Annotated in this window: 29 protein-coding genes and 1 pseudogene; 24 read left to right on the plus strand and 6 right to left on the minus strand. The window is 35.2% G+C overall.

The features are described 5' to 3' along the window. Positions 1-10 precede the first annotated feature (10 nt). From RYK12_RS00800 to RYK12_RS00830, 7 genes are all read left to right on the plus strand, one after another. The gene (locus tag RYK12_RS00800) at positions 11-853 is read left to right on the plus strand and encodes a PTS sugar transporter subunit IIC (RefSeq protein WP_078238001.1); all 843 of its coding nucleotides are present in this window, start codon (positions 11-13) and stop codon (positions 851-853) included. After that, positions 834-1,688, plus strand: coding sequence for a PTS system mannose/fructose/sorbose family transporter subunit IID (locus tag RYK12_RS00805; RefSeq protein WP_033683132.1), 855 nt, complete (start codon positions 834-836; stop codon positions 1,686-1,688). The genes RYK12_RS00800 and RYK12_RS00805 overlap by 20 nt, the downstream gene beginning before the upstream one ends. A 299-nt stretch (positions 1,689-1,987) precedes the next feature. Continuing rightward, positions 1,988-2,272, plus strand: coding sequence for a co-chaperone GroES (gene groES, locus RYK12_RS00810; RefSeq protein WP_254754037.1), 285 nt, complete (start codon positions 1,988-1,990; stop codon positions 2,270-2,272). A gap of 15 nt (positions 2,273-2,287) precedes the next feature. After that, positions 2,288-3,910: a chaperonin GroEL gene (gene groL, locus RYK12_RS00815; RefSeq protein WP_314846452.1), complete on the plus strand. Its 1,623-nt coding sequence runs from the start codon at positions 2,288-2,290 to the stop codon at positions 3,908-3,910. A gap of 137 nt (positions 3,911-4,047) precedes the next feature. Then, positions 4,048-4,815 (plus strand): epoxyqueuosine reductase QueH, encoded by a 768-nt coding sequence (locus RYK12_RS00820; RefSeq protein WP_314846453.1) that lies wholly within the window; start codon positions 4,048-4,050, stop codon positions 4,813-4,815. Positions 4,816-5,214: 399 nt separating this feature from the next. Beyond that, positions 5,215-5,988 (plus strand): class I SAM-dependent methyltransferase, encoded by a 774-nt coding sequence (locus tag RYK12_RS00825; RefSeq protein ID WP_314846455.1) that lies wholly within the window; start codon positions 5,215-5,217, stop codon positions 5,986-5,988. A gap of 12 nt (positions 5,989-6,000) precedes the next feature. Further along, on the plus strand, positions 6,001-6,858 hold the full coding sequence (locus RYK12_RS00830; protein ID WP_314846457.1) for a helix-turn-helix domain-containing protein: 858 nt from the start codon (positions 6,001-6,003) through the stop codon (positions 6,856-6,858). A gap of 356 nt (positions 6,859-7,214) precedes the next feature. On the opposite strand, the gene RYK12_RS00835 is transcribed toward RYK12_RS00830, so the two are convergent. From RYK12_RS00835 to RYK12_RS00860, 6 genes are all read right to left on the minus strand, one after another. After that, entirely contained in the window at positions 7,215-7,748 is a 534-nt protein-coding gene (locus RYK12_RS00835) for a DUF402 domain-containing protein (protein ID WP_000775316.1), read from the minus strand. An 88-nt stretch (positions 7,749-7,836) separates the two neighbouring features. After that, positions 7,837-8,613, minus strand: coding sequence for a recombination regulator RecX (gene recX / locus RYK12_RS00840; RefSeq protein WP_314846459.1), 777 nt, complete (start codon positions 8,611-8,613; stop codon positions 7,837-7,839). Positions 8,614-8,702: 89 nt separating this feature from the next. Then, the gene (locus tag RYK12_RS00845; RefSeq protein ID WP_314846461.1) at positions 8,703-9,869 is read right to left on the minus strand and encodes a site-specific integrase; all 1,167 of its coding nucleotides are present in this window, start codon (positions 9,867-9,869) and stop codon (positions 8,703-8,705) included. Positions 9,870-10,698: 829 nt separating this feature from the next. Further along, complete coding sequence (locus tag RYK12_RS00850; RefSeq protein ID WP_042900397.1) at positions 10,699-11,463, minus strand: type II toxin-antitoxin system PemK/MazF family toxin; 765 nt, start codon at positions 11,461-11,463, stop codon at positions 10,699-10,701. 189 nt (positions 11,464-11,652) lie between these two features. Next, the gene (locus RYK12_RS00855; protein ID WP_314846462.1) at positions 11,653-12,192 is read right to left on the minus strand and encodes a hypothetical protein; all 540 of its coding nucleotides are present in this window, start codon (positions 12,190-12,192) and stop codon (positions 11,653-11,655) included. 133 nt (positions 12,193-12,325) lie between these two features. Then, positions 12,326-12,928 (minus strand): helix-turn-helix transcriptional regulator, encoded by a 603-nt coding sequence (locus tag RYK12_RS00860; protein ID WP_314846464.1) that lies wholly within the window; start codon positions 12,926-12,928, stop codon positions 12,326-12,328. Positions 12,929-13,129: 201 nt separating this feature from the next. Here RYK12_RS00860 and RYK12_RS00865 point away from each other — a divergent pair, with 201 nt between their 5' ends. The 17 genes and pseudogenes from RYK12_RS00865 to rlmD all read left to right on the plus strand — a co-directional run bounded on the left by RYK12_RS00865 (position 13,130) and on the right by rlmD (position 22,738). Next, positions 13,130-13,330 (plus strand): helix-turn-helix transcriptional regulator, encoded by a 201-nt coding sequence (locus RYK12_RS00865; RefSeq protein WP_261025378.1) that lies wholly within the window; start codon positions 13,130-13,132, stop codon positions 13,328-13,330. A gap of 238 nt (positions 13,331-13,568) precedes the next feature. Continuing rightward, positions 13,569-14,171 (plus strand): Rha family transcriptional regulator, encoded by a 603-nt coding sequence (locus tag RYK12_RS00870; RefSeq protein ID WP_314846466.1) that lies wholly within the window; start codon positions 13,569-13,571, stop codon positions 14,169-14,171. Positions 14,172-14,182: 11 nt separating this feature from the next. Further along, on the plus strand, positions 14,183-14,443 hold the full coding sequence (locus RYK12_RS00875) for a hypothetical protein (RefSeq protein WP_314846467.1): 261 nt from the start codon (positions 14,183-14,185) through the stop codon (positions 14,441-14,443). A 322-nt stretch (positions 14,444-14,765) separates the two neighbouring features. Continuing rightward, positions 14,766-15,071 carry a hypothetical protein gene (locus tag RYK12_RS00880; protein ID WP_314846468.1) on the plus strand — a complete coding sequence of 102 codons (306 nt, stop codon included), beginning with the start codon at positions 14,766-14,768 and terminating at the stop codon, positions 15,069-15,071. Next, positions 15,028-15,231 (plus strand): hypothetical protein, encoded by a 204-nt coding sequence (locus tag RYK12_RS00885; protein ID WP_314846470.1) that lies wholly within the window; start codon positions 15,028-15,030, stop codon positions 15,229-15,231. The genes RYK12_RS00880 and RYK12_RS00885 overlap by 44 nt, the downstream gene beginning before the upstream one ends. Position 15,232: 1 nt before the next feature. Then, positions 15,233-15,447: pseudogene (locus tag RYK12_RS00890) on the plus strand (hypothetical protein). Next, positions 15,444-15,701, plus strand: coding sequence for a hypothetical protein (locus RYK12_RS00895; RefSeq protein ID WP_125393816.1), 258 nt, complete (start codon positions 15,444-15,446; stop codon positions 15,699-15,701). Before RYK12_RS00890 ends, RYK12_RS00895 begins: the two are co-directional and overlap by 4 nt. A 46-nt stretch (positions 15,702-15,747) precedes the next feature. Next, on the plus strand, positions 15,748-16,029 hold the full coding sequence (locus tag RYK12_RS00900; RefSeq protein WP_125393817.1) for an XRE family transcriptional regulator: 282 nt from the start codon (positions 15,748-15,750) through the stop codon (positions 16,027-16,029). Continuing rightward, positions 16,016-16,876, plus strand: coding sequence for a conserved phage C-terminal domain-containing protein (locus tag RYK12_RS00905; protein ID WP_314846472.1), 861 nt, complete (start codon positions 16,016-16,018; stop codon positions 16,874-16,876). Before RYK12_RS00900 ends, RYK12_RS00905 begins: the two co-directional genes overlap by 14 nt. An 11-nt stretch (positions 16,877-16,887) precedes the next feature. Beyond that, positions 16,888-17,733 (plus strand): ATP-binding protein, encoded by an 846-nt coding sequence (locus tag RYK12_RS00910; RefSeq protein WP_314846474.1) that lies wholly within the window; start codon positions 16,888-16,890, stop codon positions 17,731-17,733. Positions 17,734-17,738: 5 nt separating this feature from the next. Beyond that, positions 17,739-17,894: a hypothetical protein gene (locus tag RYK12_RS00915; RefSeq protein ID WP_000344069.1), complete on the plus strand. Its 156-nt coding sequence runs from the start codon at positions 17,739-17,741 to the stop codon at positions 17,892-17,894. A gap of 89 nt (positions 17,895-17,983) precedes the next feature. After that, the gene (locus RYK12_RS00920; RefSeq protein WP_045605734.1) at positions 17,984-18,178 is read left to right on the plus strand and encodes a hypothetical protein; all 195 of its coding nucleotides are present in this window, start codon (positions 17,984-17,986) and stop codon (positions 18,176-18,178) included. Between the two features lie 69 nt (positions 18,179-18,247). Beyond that, positions 18,248-19,114 (plus strand): phage major capsid protein, encoded by an 867-nt coding sequence (locus tag RYK12_RS00925; protein WP_314846479.1) that lies wholly within the window; start codon positions 18,248-18,250, stop codon positions 19,112-19,114. Positions 19,115-19,124: 10 nt separating this feature from the next. Continuing rightward, positions 19,125-19,676 (plus strand): hypothetical protein, encoded by a 552-nt coding sequence (locus tag RYK12_RS00930; protein WP_314846475.1) that lies wholly within the window; start codon positions 19,125-19,127, stop codon positions 19,674-19,676. A 363-nt stretch (positions 19,677-20,039) separates the two neighbouring features. Continuing rightward, positions 20,040-20,450, plus strand: a complete 411-nt coding sequence (locus tag RYK12_RS00935) for a DUF722 domain-containing protein (protein ID WP_314846476.1) — start codon at positions 20,040-20,042, stop codon at positions 20,448-20,450. Positions 20,451-20,670: 220 nt separating this feature from the next. Continuing rightward, a complete protein-coding gene (locus RYK12_RS00940; protein ID WP_314846477.1) occupies positions 20,671-20,991 on the plus strand; it encodes a transcriptional regulator in 321 nt (106 codons plus the stop codon). A 391-nt stretch (positions 20,992-21,382) separates the two neighbouring features. Beyond that, entirely contained in the window at positions 21,383-22,738 is a 1,356-nt protein-coding gene (gene rlmD / locus RYK12_RS00945) for a 23S rRNA (uracil(1939)-C(5))-methyltransferase RlmD (protein WP_314846478.1), read from the plus strand. Positions 22,739-22,844: the final 106 nt, after the last annotated feature.

Consider the following 22,844-nt stretch of genomic DNA (forward strand, 5'->3'; position numbering starts at 1 on the left):
AGATAAAATGATGGAAATTTCTTGGATTCAAGCAGCTCTTTTAGGATTGTTTGCAAGTTTAGCATCGATGCCAGGTATGGGGGGATCCAGTATTGGTAACTATACTTTAGGGCGTCCATTAGTTGGTGGTTTAATTGTAGGTTTAATATTAGGAGATATAACAACAGGGGTAATCGTTGGTGTGGCTTTGCAGGTATTATATATTGCCTTAGTGACACCTGGTGGAACTGTATCTGCCGATGTACGGGCAATTTCTTATATCGGAATTCCGTTATCTATCCTATTTGTTCATGCAAATAATATTTCAGGTGAAGTAGCGATTGCAGCAGCAGCAGCGCCAATTGGAGCCGCGGTTGGAACAATTGGAACTGTTTTATTCTATGGTACAGCTACTATGAATTTGCTTTGGCAACACATTGGATGGAAAGCTGTAGAGAAAGGTGATTTTAAGAAGTTATATGCTGTTGATTGGGTATATCCTTGGATTTCACATTTTATCTTTTCTTTCTTACCAACAATGATTATTACAAAATTTGGACCAGATATGGTTGATCTTATGAAAGTATATCTTCCGATGGATGGTTTTGTAATGAAGTCTCTATTTACTGTAGGAGCACTCCTTCCATGTGTGGGTATTGCAATACTTTTGAAACAAATTGTTACAAAAACAACAGACTTTATTCCTTTCTTTGTCGGGTTCACGTTAGCAAAATCTTTAGGCTTGAACTTAGTAGCAAGTGGTGTTGTGTCATTAATTTTTGCAGTAATTTATTATGAATTAGAAGTTATTAAATCTGCCCGTACGACAGCAGTTGTCAGTGATATGGGATTTGATGAAGAGGAGGATATTTAGAATGAGTCGAAAAAAAATATCAAGAAAAACATTGACAAAATCATTTCACCACTGGTTCTATGGACATCTGACATGTTTTTCTCAAGAACATATGCAAACTTTTGGATATTTAACTTCTATGCTTCCAATTGTAGAAGAAATGTATGATACTAAGGAAGAACAAAAAGAAGCTATGCAAACATACACAGCATTCTTTAATACTGAGCCACAGTTGGGTTCTCTAGTAGTTGGGATAACAGCTGGTTTGGAAGAAGCGCGTGCAAATGGAGATGCCGTAGATAGTGAAACCATCAATGGAATGCGAGCTGGTCTAATGGGCCCTATTGCAGGTATTGGAGATTCACTTATTGTAGGAACATTAATTCCTGTTCTTTTGGGGATAGCTCTAGGTCTTTCTAAAGGAGGAAATATTTCTGGTGCAATATTCTATATTATTGCATGGAATCTATTAGTCTATCTTGGAATGCGTTTTGCTTATTTTAAAGGATATGAACTTGGAGATAAAGCAGTAGAATTTTTAGTAGGTCCTAAAGGTCAGGCGCTAAGAAAATCAATTAGCGTTGTTGGTGGTATGGTCATAGGAGCTGTTGCAGCAACTTGGGTATCTGTCACTACGGCGCTAGAGCTGAAAAATGGAGATGGAGAAACATTTTTAAACTTACAAGAAAAGATTGATGGTGTTTATCCAGGTCTTTTAACAGCAGGTTTTATTGTTCTATGTTGGTGGCTGATGGCTAAAAAGAAAGTTTCTCCAAATTGGGTGATGCTATTATTGGTAGTTATTGCACTTGTAGGAGTAGCCTTAGGATTTTTCAATCCAGGATTGAAATATTAATAGTATGTAAAAAAGCAACGGTTTATAATCGTTGTTTTTATATATGCGTAATATAAGGATTTAGAGTTTCGGTATTTTTTATAAAAGAATTAACGAAAATACTAATTCCATAAATCATGTTCGTTAAAATTCTACATTATTAAAGTGCAAAATTAGGATAAAGAAATTTATCTATTCATCCTCAGAAAGTCAGACTTTTTCCTTGACTATTTCTGACCAAGTGATACAATAGAACTAATGATTTAGCACTTAGGTATAAAGAGTGCTAATAATATCTATCTCATTATGGAGGAAATCAGATGTTGAAACCATTAGGAGACCGTGTGGTCTTGAAAATTGAAGAAAAAGAACAAACTGTTGGAGGCTTTGTCCTCGCAAAATCAGCTCAAGAAGAAACGAAAACAGCTCAAGTTGTGGCTACTGGACAAGGTGTTCGTACCTTGAACGGTGACTTAGTTGCTCCAAGTGTTAAAGCTGGAGACCGTGTCTTAGTTGAAGCTCACGCAGGCCTCGATGTCAAAGATGGCGATGAAAAGTACATCATCGTAGGCGAAGCTAACATCTTGGCAATCATTGAAGAATAGAAGGAGAAAGTAAGTATGTCAAAAGAAATTAAATTTTCATCAGATGCCCGTTCAGCTATGGTCCGTGGTGTCGATATCCTTGCAGATACTGTTAAAGTAACCTTGGGACCAAAAGGCCGCAATGTTGTTCTTGAAAAATCATTCGGTTCACCCTTGATTACCAATGACGGTGTGACCATTGCCAAAGAAATTGAATTAGAAGACCATTTTGAAAATATGGGTGCCAAATTGGTATCAGAAGTAGCTTCAAAAACCAATGATATTGCAGGTGATGGGACTACAACTGCAACTGTTTTGACCCAAGCAATCGTCCGTGAAGGAATCAAAAACGTCACAGCAGGTGCAAATCCAATCGGTATTCGTCGTGGGATTGAAACAGCAGTTGCTGCAGCAGTTGAAGCCTTGAAAAACAACGCCATCCCTGTTGCCAACAAAGAAGCTATCGCTCAGGTTGCAGCCGTATCTTCTCGTTCTGAAAAAGTTGGTGAGTACATCTCTGAAGCCATGGAAAAAGTTGGCAAAGATGGAGTCATCACTATCGAAGAGTCACGTGGTATGGAAACAGAACTTGAAGTTGTGGAAGGAATGCAGTTTGACCGCGGTTATCTTTCACAGTACATGGTGACAGATAGCGAAAAAATGGTAGCTGACCTTGAAAATCCATACATTTTGATTACTGATAAGAAGATTTCAAATATCCAAGAAATCTTGCCACTCCTCGAAAGTATTCTCCAAAGCAATCGTCCACTCTTGATTATTGCGGATGATGTGGATGGCGAAGCTCTTCCAACTCTTGTTTTGAACAAGATTCGTGGAACCTTCAACGTAGTAGCAGTCAAGGCACCTGGTTTTGGTGACCGTCGCAAAGCCATGCTTGAAGACATTGCCATCTTGACAGGCGGAACAGTTATCACAGAAGACCTTGGTCTTGAGTTGAAAGATGCGACAATTGAAGCTCTTGGTCAAGCAGCGAGAGTATCTGTGGACAAAGATAGCACTGTTATCGTAGAAGGTGCTGGAAATCCTGAAGCGATTTCTCACCGTGTTGCAGTTATCAAGTCTCAAATCGAAACTACAACTTCTGAATTTGACCGTGAAAAATTGCAAGAACGCTTGGCAAAATTGTCAGGTGGTGTAGCGGTTATTAAGGTCGGAGCCGCAACTGAAACTGAGTTGAAAGAAATGAAACTCCGCATTGAAGATGCCCTCAACGCTACTCGTGCAGCTGTTGAAGAAGGAATCGTTGCAGGTGGTGGAACAGCCCTTGTCAATGTGATTCCAGCTGTGGCTGATTTGGAATTAACAGGAGACGAAGCAACAGGCCGTAATATTGTTCTCCGTGCCTTGGAAGAACCTGTTCGTCAAATTGCCCACAATGCAGGATTTGAAGGATCTATCGTTATCGATCGTTTGAAAAATGCTGAACTTGGTACAGGCTTCAACGCAGCAACTGGTGAGTGGGTTAACATGATTGATCAAGGGATTATCGACCCAGTTAAAGTTAGCCGTTCAGCCCTACAAAACGCAGCATCTGTAGCCAGCTTGATTTTGACAACAGAAGCAGTCGTAGCTAATAAACCAGAACCAGCAGCTCCGGCTCCAGCAATGGATCCAAGCATGATGGGCGGGATGATGTAAGCTTTCTATAGAAAACAACTTATAAAAAACACAAAAGGAGGGAATACCTACCCCTCCTTTTTATGCTATTCACTTCTAAATAGATTTGAGCTCTCTTAACTTATATGATAAAATAAGACTAGAAAAAGGAGAAGAACATGATCGATGTAGAAGAAATTCTGAGCAAGATGAACCCTAATCAGAAGATTAATTATGACCGTGTCATGCAGAAGATGGTACAAGTATGGGAGAAAAATGAGCAACGGCCAACCATTCTCATGCATGTTTGCTGTGCCCCTTGCAGTACCTATACTCTAGAATATTTGACTAAGTATGCAGACGTGACCATTTATTTTGCCAATTCTAATATCCATCCCAAGGCAGAATACCATAAGCGGGCTTACGTCACCAAGAAATTTGTTAGTGATTTTAATGAGCGGACAGGAAATACGGTTCAGTACCTAGAAGCTCCCTACGAACCAAATGAATACCGTAAATTAGTTAGAGGACTGGAAGAAGAGCCAGAAGGTGGCGATCGTTGCAAGGTTTGCTTTGACTACCGACTGGATAAAACAGCGCAAGTGGCTATGGACTTGGGATTTGACTACTTTGGCTCAGCCTTGACCATCAGTCCTCATAAGAATTCTCAAACTATCAACAGCATCGGAATCGACGTGCAAAAAATTTATACCACCCACTATCTTCCCAGCGATTTCAAGAAAAATCAAGGCTACAAACGTTCAGTAGAGATGTGTGAGGAGTATGATATCTATCGTCAATGTTATTGTGGATGCGTCTATGCAGCCCAAGCTCAGAATATTGATTTTGTTCAAGTTAAGAAGGACGCTACTGCGTTTCTGCTGGATAAGGATGTTGAAAAAGACTATTCCCATATCAAATTTACTGTTACGAAATTAGATATATAAATGAAAACTTGCCTCAAGGTAGTTTTTTTGCTAGTAGAAAAGCGATAGACAGAAATTGTTGGACCAATCTTTGAATTTCTAGTCCAAGGCTTGTGAGTCTTCAACAAGCCTTGGACTCTTAAAAAAATGAAGTTTTGCTCAAACGAGCTTTTTAAATTAAAATGAGCAATTATCAGTTCAAATCTGTTTCAAAAGAAGAACGGATAAATTAATCGATGCTTTGTTTTTGAGTTAGGAAGTTAAGCATGCCAAACTGAGTCGTAGGAATAAATTTCTTTATAGAAATGTGTTACAACTCTGCTATAACGGAATATTCCTTTTTTGCATTTATACAACTTATTTAACACTATCTTTATTCTTGTGATATAATGTCAAATTATAGAGTGGAGGTCATTTAAAATGATTGATAAAGTAATTGAACAATATAAAAGTCATGATAATCTTGATATTCGAGTAGAATTGCATAAGAAGTATTCAAAAAATAAATTGGGATTTAATAATTGGATATTTTCTAACTACCAAGTCACTGATGAAGTAAAGGTTCTAGAATTGGGATGTGGTACAGGAGAACTATGGAAAAGTAATAGTGATTCTATAGATAAAATGAAGCAGTTGATTGTTACAGATTTTTCTAAAGATATGGTAAAATCAACGAAGTCAGTGATTGGAAATAGAGACAATGTCAACTATGAGATAATGGATATTCAAAAGATTTCTTTTGAGAATGAAACTTTTGATATTGTTATTGCTAATATGCTTTTACATCATGTGAATGATATTCCTAAAGCTCTCTCTGAGGTAAATAGGGTCTTAAAAACCGGAGGAATTTTTTACTGTGCTACATTTGGTGAAAATGGAGTTGTAAATTATTTGGCAAGTTTATTTAAAGATGAGGTTAATCAAGATTTAGAAAATAAAACGTTTACTTTACAAAATGGTAAAAGGTACCTGAGTAGGTATTTTAACTCTGTCGATACATTACTCTATGATGATGAGTTACAGGTAACTAGTATAGATAACCTAGTTAAATACATCCAATCGTTTAAAGGAATTTCAGAAATAGGCTCACTAGAAGAGGAAATAATACGTAAAAGATTGGAAAGTGAGTTTAATAATGGTATGTTGATCATTCCTAAAGAATATGGTATGTTTATCGCTCGAAAAGAAAGTTAAGGGAACGAAATTGTGAAAAATTATGGAGAAGCTTTTCGATATTTTAGAAAATTAAACGGATATTCTTTAGAGTATGCTGCAGCTGATTCTATATCAAAATCTCAACTTTCTAGATTTGAAAGAGGAGAAAATGAAATTTCTCTTTCAACGTTTTTTGAATTATTATCAAATATCAATGTTTCGATAGAGAATTTTTGTAATTACCTAGAAAATTATAAAAGATCGGAGTTTGATGATTTTTTGGTTAATTTATCTCCAAATTTTTATAGTTTGAATACTAAAGGATTGGAGGAAATAAAAAATGAGCAACAAAAACTTTTTGAGAAGAGTGGGGAAAAAACTCATAAAATAAATACAATTATGGTTCAGGGATTATTAAATCAGATAGATTGTAATCATGTAGTTAGTAGAGATGATCTAAATTTAGTATATGACTATTTATTTCAGAAGGAACGATGGGAGTCCTATGAGATAATGCTGATTGGTAATTTATATCATCTTTTTGAAATAGATTATATTTACAGGGTCGGAAAAGAAATACTAGAGCGTACACATTATTACGAAAAAATCGGCAAGAATAGAAATTTAGTTGTGTCAGCTTGTTTAAATTTTTGGTTCTGTTGCCTTGAAAATTCACATCTAATATATGCAGACTTCTTTGAAATGAAATTAAAGAAATTATTAAAAGATGACACAAAAGTTTTTGAAAAATCTACATTCAAATTTGTAGAAGGATATAAAATATATCTGACTGAATCTAAAGAGTCTGGAATTAAACAAATGAACAATGTCATAAAATATTTTGAGTTTATTGAATCTAAAAGTATTGCTTTATATTTTCAAAAACGATTAAATGAGTTGGTAGATTAAATAGCATTTTCTCTGTTAAGTCATTTTTTACAAAGATTGTACTATAGGATTGATGCTATGCGGAAATACAATAATTAAATTTTTTGATAGGAAGGAGACCTGTATTTTTTATACTAATCATCTTCTTATTTTTTGTATTAAACGATATAAGTTTGTTGTAAACTTACAAGGAATAAAGACATTAAAAATAACAGTATATCTATTTGTTTTATATATTTTACGAATTCTGCATAAATCTCTTTCTAGTAATGTGTTGTAACTCTACTATAATGGATTTATTTCTTTTTGTGTTTACACAATTTATTTTACACTACCAAAAAATAAGGTCAGGATTTTGTTCCTGACCTTTGACAACTTTACCGATTCTTTAGTTCTACATAGCGCTTGTACCAAATGTTTACATAGGCTTCTGAGAAAGGACCACGTCCATTATTAATCCAATCAACAAGAATTTTGACATGTTCTTTTAAAATATAGTCCAAGTCATCAGAATAATTCATTTTGCGTTTGTGACGCTCATACTCCTCAACGTCCAAGAGACGTTTTTCCCCATCTGTAAAAATTTTAACATCCAAATCATAATCAATATACTTCAGTGCTTCTTCATCCAGATAGTAGGGGCTAGCCATATTGCAATAGTAGGAAATTCCATTATCGCGAATCATGGCAATGATATTAAACCAATATTTCTTGTGAAAGTAAACAATAGCCGGTTCTCGAGTGACCCAACGACGACCATCACTTTCGGTAACCAGTGTATGATCGTTGACACCAATAATGGCGTTTTCTGTTGTTTTTAGTACCATGGTGTCCCGCCAAGTTCGGTGGAGACTCCCATCATGCTTATAACTTTGAATTGTAATAAAGTCGCCTTCTTTTGGAAGCTTCATAACTAACCAACTTTCTACAATTTATAAGTTTATCGTTTACTATTGTACCATAAAATTACCTAAAATCTGTGAATTTTACATGAAAATATTAAAGATATTCTCTGAGAGCGCTTGCTATATCCGAAAAATCGTAGCCTTTTCGAGCTAAAACTTGAGTTAAACGCTGTTTAAGTTCGTATCCTTCATACTTTCGAGCATACTTAGCATATTGCTTATCAAGTTCCTTGAAGATGAGTTCCTGAGTCGTTTCTTGGTCAACTTGACTATCCAACTCGTCAAAGGCAACTTTAGCATCAGGATAGGAAAATCCTTTGTTGGTCAGATTTTGGATGATCTTATCTTGCAAGGCACGAGTTGGAAGCTTTCCCTCATATTTTTTCAATAGTGTATTCGCTACACGTTGAGCAACTTCAGAAAAATCAAATTCTTTCAAGTTCTCTTCTATAGTGGATTTTGAAATCCCTTTTTGTGTTAGTTTCTGAGTCAGTACATAAGGCCCCTTGTCTCCTGAAAGTTGATTGGCATTGATGATAGCATAAGTGTACTGGCTATCATTAATCCAATTATCCTCTTTAAGATTATCAATGACTTGAGAAAGGATGTTTTCATCAATATCGTATTTTTTCAGATATTCTCTGACTTCTTTTTCAGTGCGCGCTTTAAAGGATAGGTGGTAGAGAGCTAGATTCTTACCGTAAGAAAATTGGGCAAAGTCCTGAATCTCTTTCAATTCTTCTTGGCTTATAACCTTATCTCTTGATAACATAAAACGAACAATTGTATCTTCAGTAATGTAGCATTTGTCGTCATTATCAAGCTCCATCAGATAGAGTCTTTTTTTCTTTTCAAGTTTTGTGATTTTCATAGTTCTATTATAACTCAAAATGTGAGAAAAAGCTGAAACCCCTTGATATAGCCGTTTTTTGTCCCTTAATGATGAATTTTAAGAACTTTTTAGGAACTTTGTAGATTCTCAATGGCTTTTTCATAAAAGGAAGTCGCCTTTTTCTTATTGTCTTTGGATAGGTGACTATAGATGTCCATAGTCATTGAAATTTTAGAATGGCCTAGCCGTGTTTGGATTTCTTTATAAGGCAGGCCAGCATTAAGCAATAGACTAGCGTGGGTGTGTCGGAAAGCGTGGAAACTCAAACGAGGACATCCAGCCAGTTTTAAATGCTTTTCTAGTCTGAATCTGAGCGCTCCAGCTTCTCTATAATTGTCAAAGGTATCAGAGAACACTTTTTCAAAAGTTACCCCTATTTCCCTCCCTATTTGTGATTGTCTTGCTTTATAGAGCCGAAGCATGAGTACCGTTTTGGTATCCAGTGCTATTTCTCTAATGCTACTTTTACTTTTAGGGCTAGTGATTTCCTTGAGGGTGTTTAAAGTCTTGGTAACTGAAATACTACCGTTTTGTAGGTCAATATCAGACCATTTCAATGCTAAACACTCACGAATACGCAAACCAGTCGCTAGAAGTGTCTTATATAACACCGTATCAGAGAAATTTTTGTAAGTGTTTGGCAACTGATCCAGATAATCTAAGAATTTTTTCAAATTGTCGTCATCCAGATATTTCAGTTTTTGCCCTTCTTTGGGTTTGCGCCGTGGGACGATGATATCACTAGATGGATTTGAAGCAATGACTTGCAAGGAAACGGCATAGGATAATATGCGTTTATTTAGGGCATGGAGTTGGTTATATTGCTGATAACCTTTTCCTAGTTGATTGTAATCTATTGCCCACTGGTTTACCTGGTGCTGAATGATTGGGGGCGTCAATTTATCCAGTTTGTAGTCTCCAAAGGCTGGTAGGAGATACTTTTTTATGTTGTTTTTTGCCCCTATAAGGGTGCTATGTTTTACTGTATGGCAATAATTTTCTAGCCAGAGTTCCGTCAATTCCTGATAGGTAGTAACGTTAACGGCTTTTGTAACTGTTGAGCCGTTTTTTTCAAACTCTACCTTGGCTTGGATAGCCTTGCTTTTGAGCCTGTTCTTAGTTCTGTCTGAAATAGTTGTCTTGACTTTCTTACCTGTTACGGTATCGATACCAAGATAAACGCTGGAACGGTAAACTACTGATCCATCTTTCTTTTTGTATTCTGTAATTTTCATGGTTTTACTCCTTTTCCATCAGCAGGCAAGCAATTAGAAAAGGTTTTGAGTTTATACCATGCGAGGAGCTAGAACCTCCCCTTATTTTCGATTTTAAGCAGTCAGATGGTAAATTGTACCAGAATAGGAAACAAGGCGGATATGGGGCTTATATGAGGTTTGAAAAAGCCTCAGTATTTCAAGAGTTTTATTTAGAAAATAAAAAGGAAGTAACAACTAAGCTACTTCCCTGGAGCGCTGAGGCTCAAAGTTTAAAAATATGAGGGTAAACCCTCTAAGTAACTTAATTATAGATTAAAGTCTAATAGATGTCAATCAGCAGGCAAGCAATTAGAAATGGTTTCATTGATTAAACCTCAAAATAATGCACAAAAGGAGCTTCGTTAAAAGCCCCTTTTGGTAGGTCGCTACTGCAACCATTCATTAAGATTAAATAAATTATAATCCATTTGGAGCTATATGTAAACAAATTAGCGAATAAGTTCGTCTTTTTTCGTCCTAAAACTGTCCCTTCCGTGTTGTTTCGTAGTCCATGATTCTCCTTTCTATTTGTCAATTTTGCCGTTTTTTGCACTTTAGTCTGTAAAATTGGTTTTCTATTCTTCAATTTCCTCCATTTTTGCACAATAGACCGTAGAAATAGGGTTGCTATTGGTGAATATGGGGGAGTTTTTTATTTTAAGTTATGTTTACTAGAATATAAAAAGAAAAGTAGCCGTATCAAATACGGCTACTATCACGTTATGGATCTAAAATCCAAATGTAAACTTTATGGAGCTAAACTCCTAATAGCTGTATTGTAATATAATTATTAAAAAATGTCAAGAGATTAGAAAAGGTATAATTCTTTTAACTTTTCGTTAATTTTGTCCAATGTGTTATCAGATACTTTCATTTTTCCGATTGGATCTAATCTATTTTTCTTTAAAATTCTATCTTTGCTGATTGTTTGAAGGTTATTACACTTGGCATAAGAACGCTTAATGTATTTTTTGTAGTATTGAGTTAATTCAATAACGTCATTTATTTCTGATTGTGTCCGTTTAAGGTTATCATCGTCTATTATCTTAGGTTGAATTATTTCGTTTGAAAATTGTTCTGTATAAGCTTGGTAGACATCCGATAAGGCAGCTTCAGTAATTGCATTATTGGAATCTAAATATTTTAGGTAGGCAAATAATTCTTTGTGTAATTTTTCAATATATTCATCAAGCAAAATAGAAGGATATTCCGCAATGACTTCGTCTATGAGTACAGTATCTATTTGATTTTTAGATGTTAGAGGAATTACTGTAAGTGTTTTTTTATAGGGACTATCTACTTTGTCTAAGACAATAGCCCAATGATTATTTGATAATTCTCCGCCTATATTTACACCGAACTCTACGAATACTAGAGAACCACGACTGAATTTCCAATATTTTCTTTTTTGAGTCTTGGCTTCAAATAAGAATTGTTCAGATTGTCTTTTAACTGCTGGTGCAAGAAATCTGTATTTAGAAGATGTATGCTTTGCTTTACCAAGTTTATAGAGTTTTTCAACTTCTATGTAGTTTTGTTTGGTTTGTTCAAAATATGGATTTTCTTTGTTCATTTTAATTCTCTCTATATATGCCCACGACTTCGCCGATGGTTTAGAAGATATTAGTTATCTCTATTTGTCAATTTTGCCGTTTTTTTGCGCTTTAGTCTGTAAAAATGGCTTTCTATTCTTCAATTTCCCCTGTTTTTGCACAATAGACCGTTGAAAGAGGGGTTCTATTGGCGAATACGGGGGAGTTTTTTAATTTACGATGATTTCTCCAACAGGGATAAAATCTTTTTGTTTTGAAGATTTTGCGATTAAGTCGTATTGATCAGCGGATTTTTCATATCCAAGGGAAAGAGTAGTATTGTCGTCTGGTAATTTTTTAGCAAACTCAGATATAGACATCCGAAATACGGTAATTGCATTTTGCTGATTAGTTGTAGCAGAATTTGAATTGATTGCGTCCATAGTCTCTTTTGCGCTATCTTTAGCCGTTCCGGTTAGCAAAATCATGATTGTATCATGTGGTTCGGATGAATCTGAATCGATTACGTTATTTTGAATTTTTACGCTTATTGCGCCAGTTGATTCAGGATCTAATTTTGATTTGATTTCAGAAATTAGATCATCGTATTTACTGTTATCTACTTTGGTTTTAACGTTTGTTGAAGTAGTGTTTTTTTGCTCCGTTTTTGGTTGCTCCGAGCTATCTTTAGTAGTTGATTGATTGTTAGAGCAAGCTACTAGAACGGTAGCAGAAAGTAAGATAGCTGATGTGCTTATTAATTTTTTCATAAGTAGCCTCCTATACGCTGGTGTTTTTCTGATAAAAGATTTAGTGCGATATCCCATATTTTTTACAATAGACCTATGGGATAAAGTAGCTATTGGCGGATATGGTGCTTATATAGTGATTAGCGATTTTATATTAGTCATCATAATCTTTATGAAGAACAGGATTATCAGCTAATGAGGAAATTATTGTACTAATAGCTTCCCTTTCTTTCTTGTCTAGTGTTAAAAAATCAATAATAGTAATTTTAGTCTTATCAGGAAAGGTCATTAGACCTGCAAGAAATCTTCCGATATTTGTATCAGCATAGTCTTGCATTCCTTTTAACATAAGATCTTTTTTTTCTTGATTCCAATTTTTAACTTCTTCTTTAGCAAATCTTCTATGCCCATAATAATCGTTAATGTCTCTAAGGTTTTCTATCACAGTATCTCTTACCTTTTCACCACGAGTTAGCGCCAATAAACCATATCCTGCAAAATCCACAGGGGAATCCATGTTATCTCTATATTTCTCTAAAGTAGAAGAAATATAGTTTGCTCTTCTTCTTTCGTCTTCTCCTAAAAGATATCCAACACTTACCCCAAAATATTCAGCTAGTTCCTGAGCTTTTTGCGTTTTTATTGGACGTTCTCCCTTTTCCCACCGAGATATAGTTTTTTCATTTATTTCTAAAAGATTGGCTATTTCTTTCTGAGATTTCTTTTTTTCTTTTCTTAATTCTTTCAATCTATTCATTAATCATAATACCTTTCACTGCTAATTATAACACTTATTTTAAAAAAAGACAAAATTGTCTGCAAAAAATTAAAAAAATGCTTGACAAGGACAAAATTGTCTGATATTATAAAATCTGTAAAGGACAAAAATGTCCGTTCTCTCCAACCTTTCACACTTCAATCTATTTATGGAGGGGAATTTTTAGAAAGGAGGAAACCTATGGGGAAACTACGAGGTTATCGAGTTATGCTAGGGCTGACTCAACAACAGATGGCAGACAAGTTGAAAATTTCTTTACAGTCATATAATAACAAAGAATTAGGTAAAACGCCATTCAATGACAAAGAGCGCCTAGCGATTAAGTCAATGGTTGCAGAAATCAAACCAGACATAACAATAGACGAACTATTTTATAGTTAGAAAGGAACGAACCAATCGCAATACTACTCTACATTTACAGATTTCTCATGTGGTGCTTTACCACTGGGGATTGATAAACGGATCTAGCTAACTATTCGCTAGTGTAATTTGCTTGCTACCTATAGCAGTATCAAGGGTTTGTAGGGGTTCATATTCTCCGATTTTACCCTACTTTAATGCTTTACCTTGGTACTGTTTTAGGTGGCAAGCACTGACAAAAGAAGAAAGGAGTGAACCAATGGAACTGGTTTATATGGACGGCAAGAAAGAGCCGTATACACTGAGCAGTATCGTTGCAGACTGCGCTGAAATTAAGCACAGACATTTGAAGATTTTGCTGAACAAGCACCGAGAGGACTTTGAAAACTTCGGAAAGGTGCAATTTAAAATTTCACCTTCAAAGAGTGGGCAAAATGTACGGGACTATATTTTGAATGAGCAACAAGCAACCTTGATGATCACTTACTTACGAAATACAGAACCCGTAAAAGAGTTTAAGAAGAACTTGGTTAAAGCCTTTTTTGAAATGCGTGATGAACTTTCTAAGCGTTATCTTCAAAGAGAACTGGAAAAACCAAAGCGCAAGACCTTAACCGAAGCTATCAAATCATGGGAGAAAGCACCTAAGCATGCCTATAGTACACTTACAAACTTACTGCTAAAGGGAGCGACTGGGAAAAACAAAGCCCAACTCATGCAAGAGCGAGAAAGTGAAAACGGTATTGACAGTTTAACAAGTGATGAACTGACAATCTATCAGCGATTGGAAGATATGGCAATAGCGATGATTAACTTGAATAGGGGGTATTCAGAAATTAAGGAACTAATTTTTAAAGTATAGGAGTATAGAAAATGGAAAATGAATTTAAGACAGTTACAAATGCCAAGGGAGTAGAAATTCCTAAGTATTTCAAGGATTTTAAAAAGCTAGTTGAGAAAGACAGACAACTAGCCGAATATCTTTGTATGAACTACGAGGATTTGGACAGTGAAGACCTTGGCGCATTTCTTGAAACGGTGGAGCAGGGGTTCAGCTGGATTCTGGATCTTATCGAAAGTAAAGACTTACTTTATAAACCACAGTCAGGTAGTAGTCATGCAAAAAGAAAATAAAAAAATCACTTGCTCAAATTTTGACCGAGGAGAGCAAGCGACAAGATTAAGGATATAGAAATTTTTTCTATGCTTTGATTATAGCAAAAAATATCTATTCTATCAAATACCTAAAGAAAAACCGAAGAGCAGGCAAGCAATTAGAAAAGGTTTTGAAATCAAGCGCTGACAGGGTGATTCTAAGACCTTGTTTAGTTGAAAGATGGGTAATTACTCACGAAACACCGCTACAAGCGTTCGCCAACTTGGGGCAACTGCCCAGCGTTTGGAGTGGTGCTAATTACGTATAGGAAACAGGCAAAAAAAGGCACAGGAAAACAATATGACAGTAAACATAAAGGAAATTCAAGAGCAAGGAGGCAGACTTGGAGATGTGCTTCCCAGAATTGAATTGGTAAGACAGTTGAGTAATTCGCTGATAATGGCGAAAAATAACGGAGTAGATACTGATATCTTATCTGGACAGATGACAGAGGGGTTAGGCGTTATTCGTGACCAGATGGAACAACTCTATAGAGAGTTGGACGGGATTGCAGTTTATCTCCTTAATTGTGAGAATTTTGAAGAATTGGGGTACAAGTCAGATGAAAATTCCAGATGTAATGAACATGACTCAAGTAGAAGTTGATGATTTTATGGCCGATTTAAAGGTTAATAATCCAAATCTATTACAGTTTATTATTGATTTTTTAGATAACAAAGTATCTATCAAGGAAGTTGAAGCTTTCCAAAAGATGGAACATCAAGCCCAACAGTTATATATCAAGAATTACAAAGCGAGGGCATAGCATGAATGAACTAGATTTAAGCAATACGCAGTCTATTGTTTTTACTTTGCTACTGCTTGCCTACTACTTTATCTAAACCGCCGAGACCGCAAAAAAAGCGCCCAAATCGAGCGAGAGAGTACACAGACGATAGAAACACCTAGCGAGGATTTAAACCCTGATTATGGGCGGTATATCCAGCTTGCAGGTATCAATAAACAAGGAGCGATTAAATGACTTGTGAAGTAAATTTATATACTGATTTTAAAGAGAAGCTAGATAAGTCCAGCTTAACTAAAGAGACTTTTATAAATTTGTATATAGGTAATATAAAAAATCTATCAACAATTTTAGGAATATTAGATAATCAACTTTCGGATAAAGAGATAAGATACAAGGTTCTTAAAACTATTGAGATGATTATAAAGGATCAGGAAGATATTTTACATAGGGCAATAAAAGGGCAAATGATATTTCATAAACCAGCCTAGAAAAAGAGGAATAGAATGAATTTTACACTGAAAGGGGTGGAAGGATATGTTTAGTTTGAGTAAAGAAAGCGAACACGATTTAACTAATAGAATAAGCACAGTAGTAGAAAACTATCTAGCAGTCCGAGAAAGACCTAAACCACGACTAACTGGTTTAATGTCAGCACAGGAAGCCATGGACGAGTTAGATATAAAATACAAAACCTTGCAAAAGTGGGAAGGTGCAGGACTAAGACGTTACCAACCACCACTAGAAGATACTAGAAAAGTCTATTACAAAGTTACGGATATTTTGAAGTTTCTGGGGGTAGATGATGGCAAAGACTAAAATATATTTTTGGTTAAAAGTTGATAAGAAGTTTTTTGATAATCTTTTTATTAAACGACTGAAAAATATGCCTGGTGGCTACACTATGACAGTGATTTATATCCGTCTTATGTTGGAAAGTTTAGAAGATGATTGTATTTTGTACTATGAAGGCTATTTTGATAGTTTGGTACAGGAATTAGCTTTAAAACTAGATGTTTCTGAAGATGATATCAATATGACGGTTGCATATTTTACAAAATGCGGACTGATTCAGATAGACGATGATGGACACGCTACATTATCGCAAGCAAAAGCTATGGTAGAAAGTGAAACAAACTGGGCAAAATATAAACGTGAACAGCGTAAACAAGCCCAAAATATGGTAAGGTTGGAGAGTGTCCAAGATAGTGGGACAGTTTCCAACTCATGTCCAACAGAGATAGAGAAAGAGAATAGAGTTAATAGTAAGAGTAATAATTTATATTTAGATAATATATTGTCGGGAAATCCCGACTTCACTTTTCCTACTTGGCTTGAAGAAACAGCTATAAAAGATTTAGAGAAAACAAAACATAAAGAACTTTGGATTCCTATTGCTTATCTGAATCAAGTAGCTAATAAGCGGTATAAGTTTGTTGATAAGACAAAAAGGCTTTTACTAGCACGATTCAAAGAAGGCTATACACTTGAAGATTTTAAGCAGGTGATAGATATTAAAACGGCAGAATGGAAGGATAGTCCTGAATTTTCTAAATACCTTAGACCAGAAACAATTTTCGGATCTAAGTTTGACGGTTATTTGAATCAAAAGCCTAAAACCATAAAAGGGAAGTCTGAGGATAACTTCCCAGACCTACCATTTTAGGAGTTGCAAAGATGAAGGAACAATTTAAAGAGTTCAATAACAAAAAAATATCGGATAAAGTTTGTGATGTTCACCAGGTAAATTACTGGGAAATTTCTATACCTGTAGTAGGGAGTTCAGAAAGAAAAATACAACCATTTTGCCCAGAGTGTGTGAAGGGGGATATTAAACAAAAAGAGAAAGACCTATTACAGAGGTTTGATGATAGACAAAAGTATTTTAAAACTTATGATGTATTAATGCGTGATAGTACAATTCCTAAAGAGTTAAAGGGAGCGACATTTGATAATTTCTTTGTTAAGACGACAGAGGAGCGTCAGATGTTAGAGTTTGTAAAGGGGCAAGCCCAGAAGTACCTTGCAGGTATGACAGGAAATACTTTAATCAGCGGTAGCACAGGAATAGGAAAAAGTCATTTATCGCTTGCCCTGGCCAAAGAAATCAATGAGAGTTTCAGAGAGAAGAACGATCCTAAGAGTGTCTTATTTGTCAGCTTAACCGAGATTATCAAGCAGATAAAAGAAGGCTGGGCTTATGGAAGAAATGCAAACTTAACAGAGTATGAGGCAGTTAAAAAGCTAGTTGATGCTGATTTTCTAATCATTGATGATCTTGGGGCAAAAAATGGAACAATCACTCCTAAGAGCGACTGGGAACAGGATTTCTTGTTTGATATTATCAATAATCGAGAAACTACGATTTTCAACACGAATCTAGATAGCAGTGAACTGCGAACGGTTTACAATGCTAGAAACTCAAGTAGAATTTTGAAAGGTTTAGAGGGGAACACTTTTAAGGCTTTCACAATCAAAGATAAGCGATATACGATTAACACAGTGAGAGGAAAGAAAGGTTAATAGATATGGATGAAATGAAATTTTCAACAGAAAAAGGCTTTATTGTTTACGAAAAATGTGGTATAATAGAGATAGAAAAAGTTCCAAGATTTGGAGAGATAACTTTAGTCTACTCAGATGGGAAATTTACTCATCTAGTCAAAAAAGAAACTAAAAAATAAGTCTATTGAGAACAACTCAGGGGCATACCGTAAGCATATGATGCTAGTGGTATGTCCCTTTTTGCTTGAGAAGAAAGGAGGTGAAGAAGATGACGGTAGATACTTCATTAGGGTATGTGGTAGCTAGTAAGTTTTCTATTGATCCAGAAAAAAGACAGAAAATATTTTCAAAATGTAAAAATGAAGATAGCAGTTTAGAAAGTGGGAACCATGAAATACTAGAAAAATATGCTGACGAAAATACAAAATCAACAGTTAGAAAAAATGATTTTAAAAGCTCGTAGAGTTCTAAAAGAAAAGCTAAGAGCTAAGAACTTTAGAAAAAATTATAAACAACGAGGAGCAATAAAAAGATAAAGGAGTATAAAATGGCTAAAAAATTTAGTTTGGTAGAAAAGTATGTAAGAAGTAGAGGAATGAGTATTGATGATGAAAAATCAAAAACAGGTTTAATATTATCACAAGATATCACAAGTATCTATGACGTTCCTGAAGAAGGAAAAGAATTAGTGGATCTTGTTAATGTGATTGAGCATACGGGTACTGGTGGAACATATGAAACTGTAGGTTTTGATGATGAACATCTATCAGAACTTGAATCAGAAGAGTTTAGAGATAGTAAAAGTGTAGAACTTAGAAAAAAACAGATTAGAACCAAGTTTGAACACAAGACATTTTCAGGCCGTATTGCCTTGTCTTCTGAACAAGTTGAAGATGGAGAATATAATATCTCAGACTTCTTAAGTAACAAAATTACCCGTCTTTGTCGTAAAACACGTAATATTGAAATTGGAAAAATTCTAAAAGAAGCACCTGAAAAAAATGTTTCTAATTTTGATGAATTGAAAGACACTATAAACGATTTGAATCCCGAACGTCATAATACTCTTGTATTAAGTCAGTCGCTATTTAAGTTTTTAGATAAAGAGAAATCTAGTGATGGAAATTATATTTTAAAAATTAACAAGAAGGAACGATACTCAGAAAACTTATACGTTGATGATGTTATTGTTGTATCTGATGAAGTACTAGGAGTAAAAGGCGATAAAGTTGCTTTCGTTGGGGATTTGTACAATTTCGCTACTTTATTTGAAAGAAATAAAAATAGCTTACGTTGGGTAAGTGAATCCGTTATTTATGGAATGAGTTTAATGCTTTATACTCGTTTCGTTGTGAAGAAAATTGAAACGGATTGCGCTTTCTTTATAAAATGGAATTAGGAGATAGGGGATGGATATTAGAGAAGTATTATCAACATTAGAAAATCTTGATGATAAAAAAGATAAGATTGCAAAAGCAAGAACAAAGTTGGAAGAAAAAAGAAAAACAATTACTGGAGAGAAGAAGATTTCATTTGATAATATTGATTCTTTTCTTGAGGATAATGCTACTTCTTTAGAACAAATTGCTAAAATGAGTGAATCAATTGATCTTTTAGAGAAAGAGTATGATACTAATTTCTGGGAGGCAAAGGCAGCGATATTTGAATATATCTTTAAAGAGACTAAACGAAGAGCTGAAGAAAAGAAAATCTATAAACGTTACCAGAAGAAACTTAGAATAATTTTAGATGCCTACGATGAAATTCAATCACTAAAGAAAGATGTAGAAGAAATACATAAAGGTGTAGTTAGAGAAATAACTCAGGAGCATTCTCTTGCAGTATATCGGACAGAAGTAAATCCAACAAGTATCCTTCCGTTCTTAAATCCTGATGTCAGTGGGCATATGAATTTTTCTAAGGAATATCGTGAGATTAAAGAGTATTTAGGTAAAGAGTAATTCATTAGAAACAAGGCTGATTTGAATATCAAGAAATTGATAGCTATATCAAAAATGGCCTTGTTTTTAATTTCAGTAAATTAGTTTCACAAAATGAAGAAAGCATAAACTAAAATAGAGTATAGGCTTAGAAGTCATGTATATCAGTAAGTTACAGAATGGGGTGAGTTTCACAGAATGTAAGATAAGAGAAACTGGGGAATAAATTAGAGGGATACTTCTTTAAATTGTCATATTGAAGAGTTGTCAAACTTAAAACAATGATACCTGGTAAGTGGAGTGTTGAAATGCTGTTAAGCTTTTTGTCAGTTTGACAGAATGCAAGATAAGAAAATTTTAAAATTGAAGTGGAGGTACTTGACTATGTATGAACTGAGTAACAGAGACCTGGACGGGATAGATATTGAGTTAGGGCGATATAGAACGCTTGCTAATAAAATTCACTTGAGAAGACAAGAGTTGATACATAACAAGAAACATGGAAATGAAACGTATATTAGATCTCAGAGTAAGAAAGTTTCAAATCCTACTGAAGATACTATAATTAGAATTGAAGAAGATTTAACCTTAAGATATCTGGAAGGTTTTAAATTAATTGTAGATACCTTGATGGAAAATCTGATTGATACTGATCTAGTCATCTTTAAAATGAGATTTTTAGAAGCTGGTGTGACTTGGGAAGACGTGGCAGAGAAACTAAATAAAACTACTCGTTATATAAATAGTCGAAGAAAAGTAATCGCTAAAAGATTTATAGAACTGAAAGGATATTGACTCCCCCCACGTTGAAAAAATTTTTTTGAATACTTTGGGAACCGGTGAAGGGAACTTTTTCCAAGTCGGAGACCTCCAAACAAAAAGGGGATAAAAACCTTCCATTTTATCAGAAAAAGATTAGTTTTGAAGAACGAAGATATTTAGGGGAAGAGATTAAGCTCCTACCCTTGTAGTTTACAATAGAAAGCGGATGACTTACTTTCTGAGATTTCAGAGGATGGCAGGAAGTGAAAACCAAGTTACAATAGATGAAGAGGCTTGGAAACTTGTCCTACCTGATCAGTGGAATTTGACTAGTAAGTATAAAAAGGCAATCAGAGAGAGTCTAGAAACATTTGTCCATGATATCAATAAGATAGAGAACAAGCGAGCCAGAAAATACTTTATTATCCATTATTGTTACATGAGGAAGAAAACAGTAAGTGAATGTTTAGAGATTGCTGGGACAAAATCCACTAATTATCATAGATTCAAACAGATAGCTGTCTTAAACTTTGCGAGAATCCACGAGAACGGAGAACTAGAAGCCTATAAGTAGCTATCAGCGGAATGATTGCAGTCTAGGGCGCCCCACTTTAGGGCGTCATCATATAAAACTCCATGAATCAGTTAGAAGCCCTTGGAAACGAATCTAGGGGCTTTTAGATTTCTGAATATATAGGTTGGCGATAGTGTGGTATAATGGTGCTAGGTAATAAAAAAGCACGTTTGACCGTGCTAGTTTCTTGCCTGCTGAACTCATCATATAGTATAGTGGCTCCTTTATGGGGCTTTTTTTGTGAACATTTTTAGGAACTTTTAAAGAATTTAAAGAAAATATAAGGAAATATGATTTTAAAGAAAATCAGCAATATAAAGGCTTTAGCATACTAATAAAATATAAAAATCAAGCGGTAGCGGAATAACTCAAAATGTGATAAGATAGGGGTATGAATCTGAAAGTGAAACAAAAAATACCATTAAAAATTAAGCGCATGGGAATTAATGGTGAGGGAATCGGCTTTTATCAAAAAACATTAGTCTTTGTGCCTGGTGCTCTCAAAGGAGAAGATATCTATTGTCAGATTACTTCTATTAAACGTAACTTTGTTGAGGCAAAATTACTGAAGGTCAACAAGAAGTCTAAATTTCGAGTTGTGCCAGCTTGTACTATTTACAATGAGTGTGGAGGCTGCCAAATCATGCACCTGCATTATGATAAGCAGCTGGAGTTCAAGACGGACTTACTTCACCAAGCGCTGAAAAAATTTGCTCCTGCAGGATATGAAAACTATGAAATCCGCCCGACGATTGGAATGCAGGAACCCAAGTACTATCGTGCTAAGTTACAATTTCAGACTCGAAAATTTAAAAATCAGGTCAAGGCGGGCTTATATGCACAAAGCTCTCACTATTTAGTAGAGTTGAAAGACTGCCTGGTACAAGACAAGGAAACCCAAGTGATTGCTAATCGTCTAGCAGAATTACTTACTTATCATCAGATTCCAATCACGGATGAGAGAAAAGTTCTAGGAGTTAGGACTATTATGGTCCGACGAGCAAGAAAGACTGGACAGGTTCAGATTATTATTGTTACAAATCGCCAGCTTAATTTAACCCTGCTGGTAAAAGATTTAGTTAAAGATTTTTCAGAGATTGTGACAGTAGCTGTTAATACAAATACAGCTAAAACCAGTGAGATTTATGGAGAAAAGACAGAGATTATCTGGGGTCAAGAGAGTATTCAAGAAGGTGTTCTTGATTATGAATTTTCACTATCTCCTCGCGCTTTCTATCAACTAAATCCTGAACAAACAGAAGTCCTCTATAGTGAGGCAGTAAAAGCGTTGGATGTTGATAAAGAAGACCATTTGATTGACGCTTATTGTGGAGTTGGAACGATTGGATTTGCCTTCGCAAAGAAAGTTAAAACACTTAGAGGTATGGATATTATTCCAGAAGCCATTGAAGATGCTAAGCGAAATGCTAAAAGAATGGGATTTGACAACACACATTACGAAGCTGGAACAGCGGAAGAGATTATCCCTCGCTGGTATAAGGAAGGCTACCGAGCAGATGCTCTGATCGTAGATCCACCACGTACAGGTCTGGATGATAAGTTATTAGATACAATTCTTACCTATGTACCAGAAAAAATGGTCTATATTTCTTGCAATGTTTCGACCTTGGCTCGTGATTTGGTAAGGTTAGTAGAAGTCTACGATATCCATTATATTCAGTCGGTCGATATGTTCCCACACACCGCTCGAACTGAAGCAGTTGTAAAATTAATTAAAAAAGTTTAAAAAGTAGTTGACAAAGTTAGAAAAGCCTGTATAATAGTAAGAGTTGAAAATAACAACTCTGGTCCGTTGGTCAAGGGGTTAAGACACCGCCTTTTCACGGCGGTAA

The organism is uncultured Streptococcus sp., assembly GCF_963518475.1.
Taxonomy (GTDB): domain Bacteria; phylum Bacillota; class Bacilli; order Lactobacillales; family Streptococcaceae; genus Streptococcus.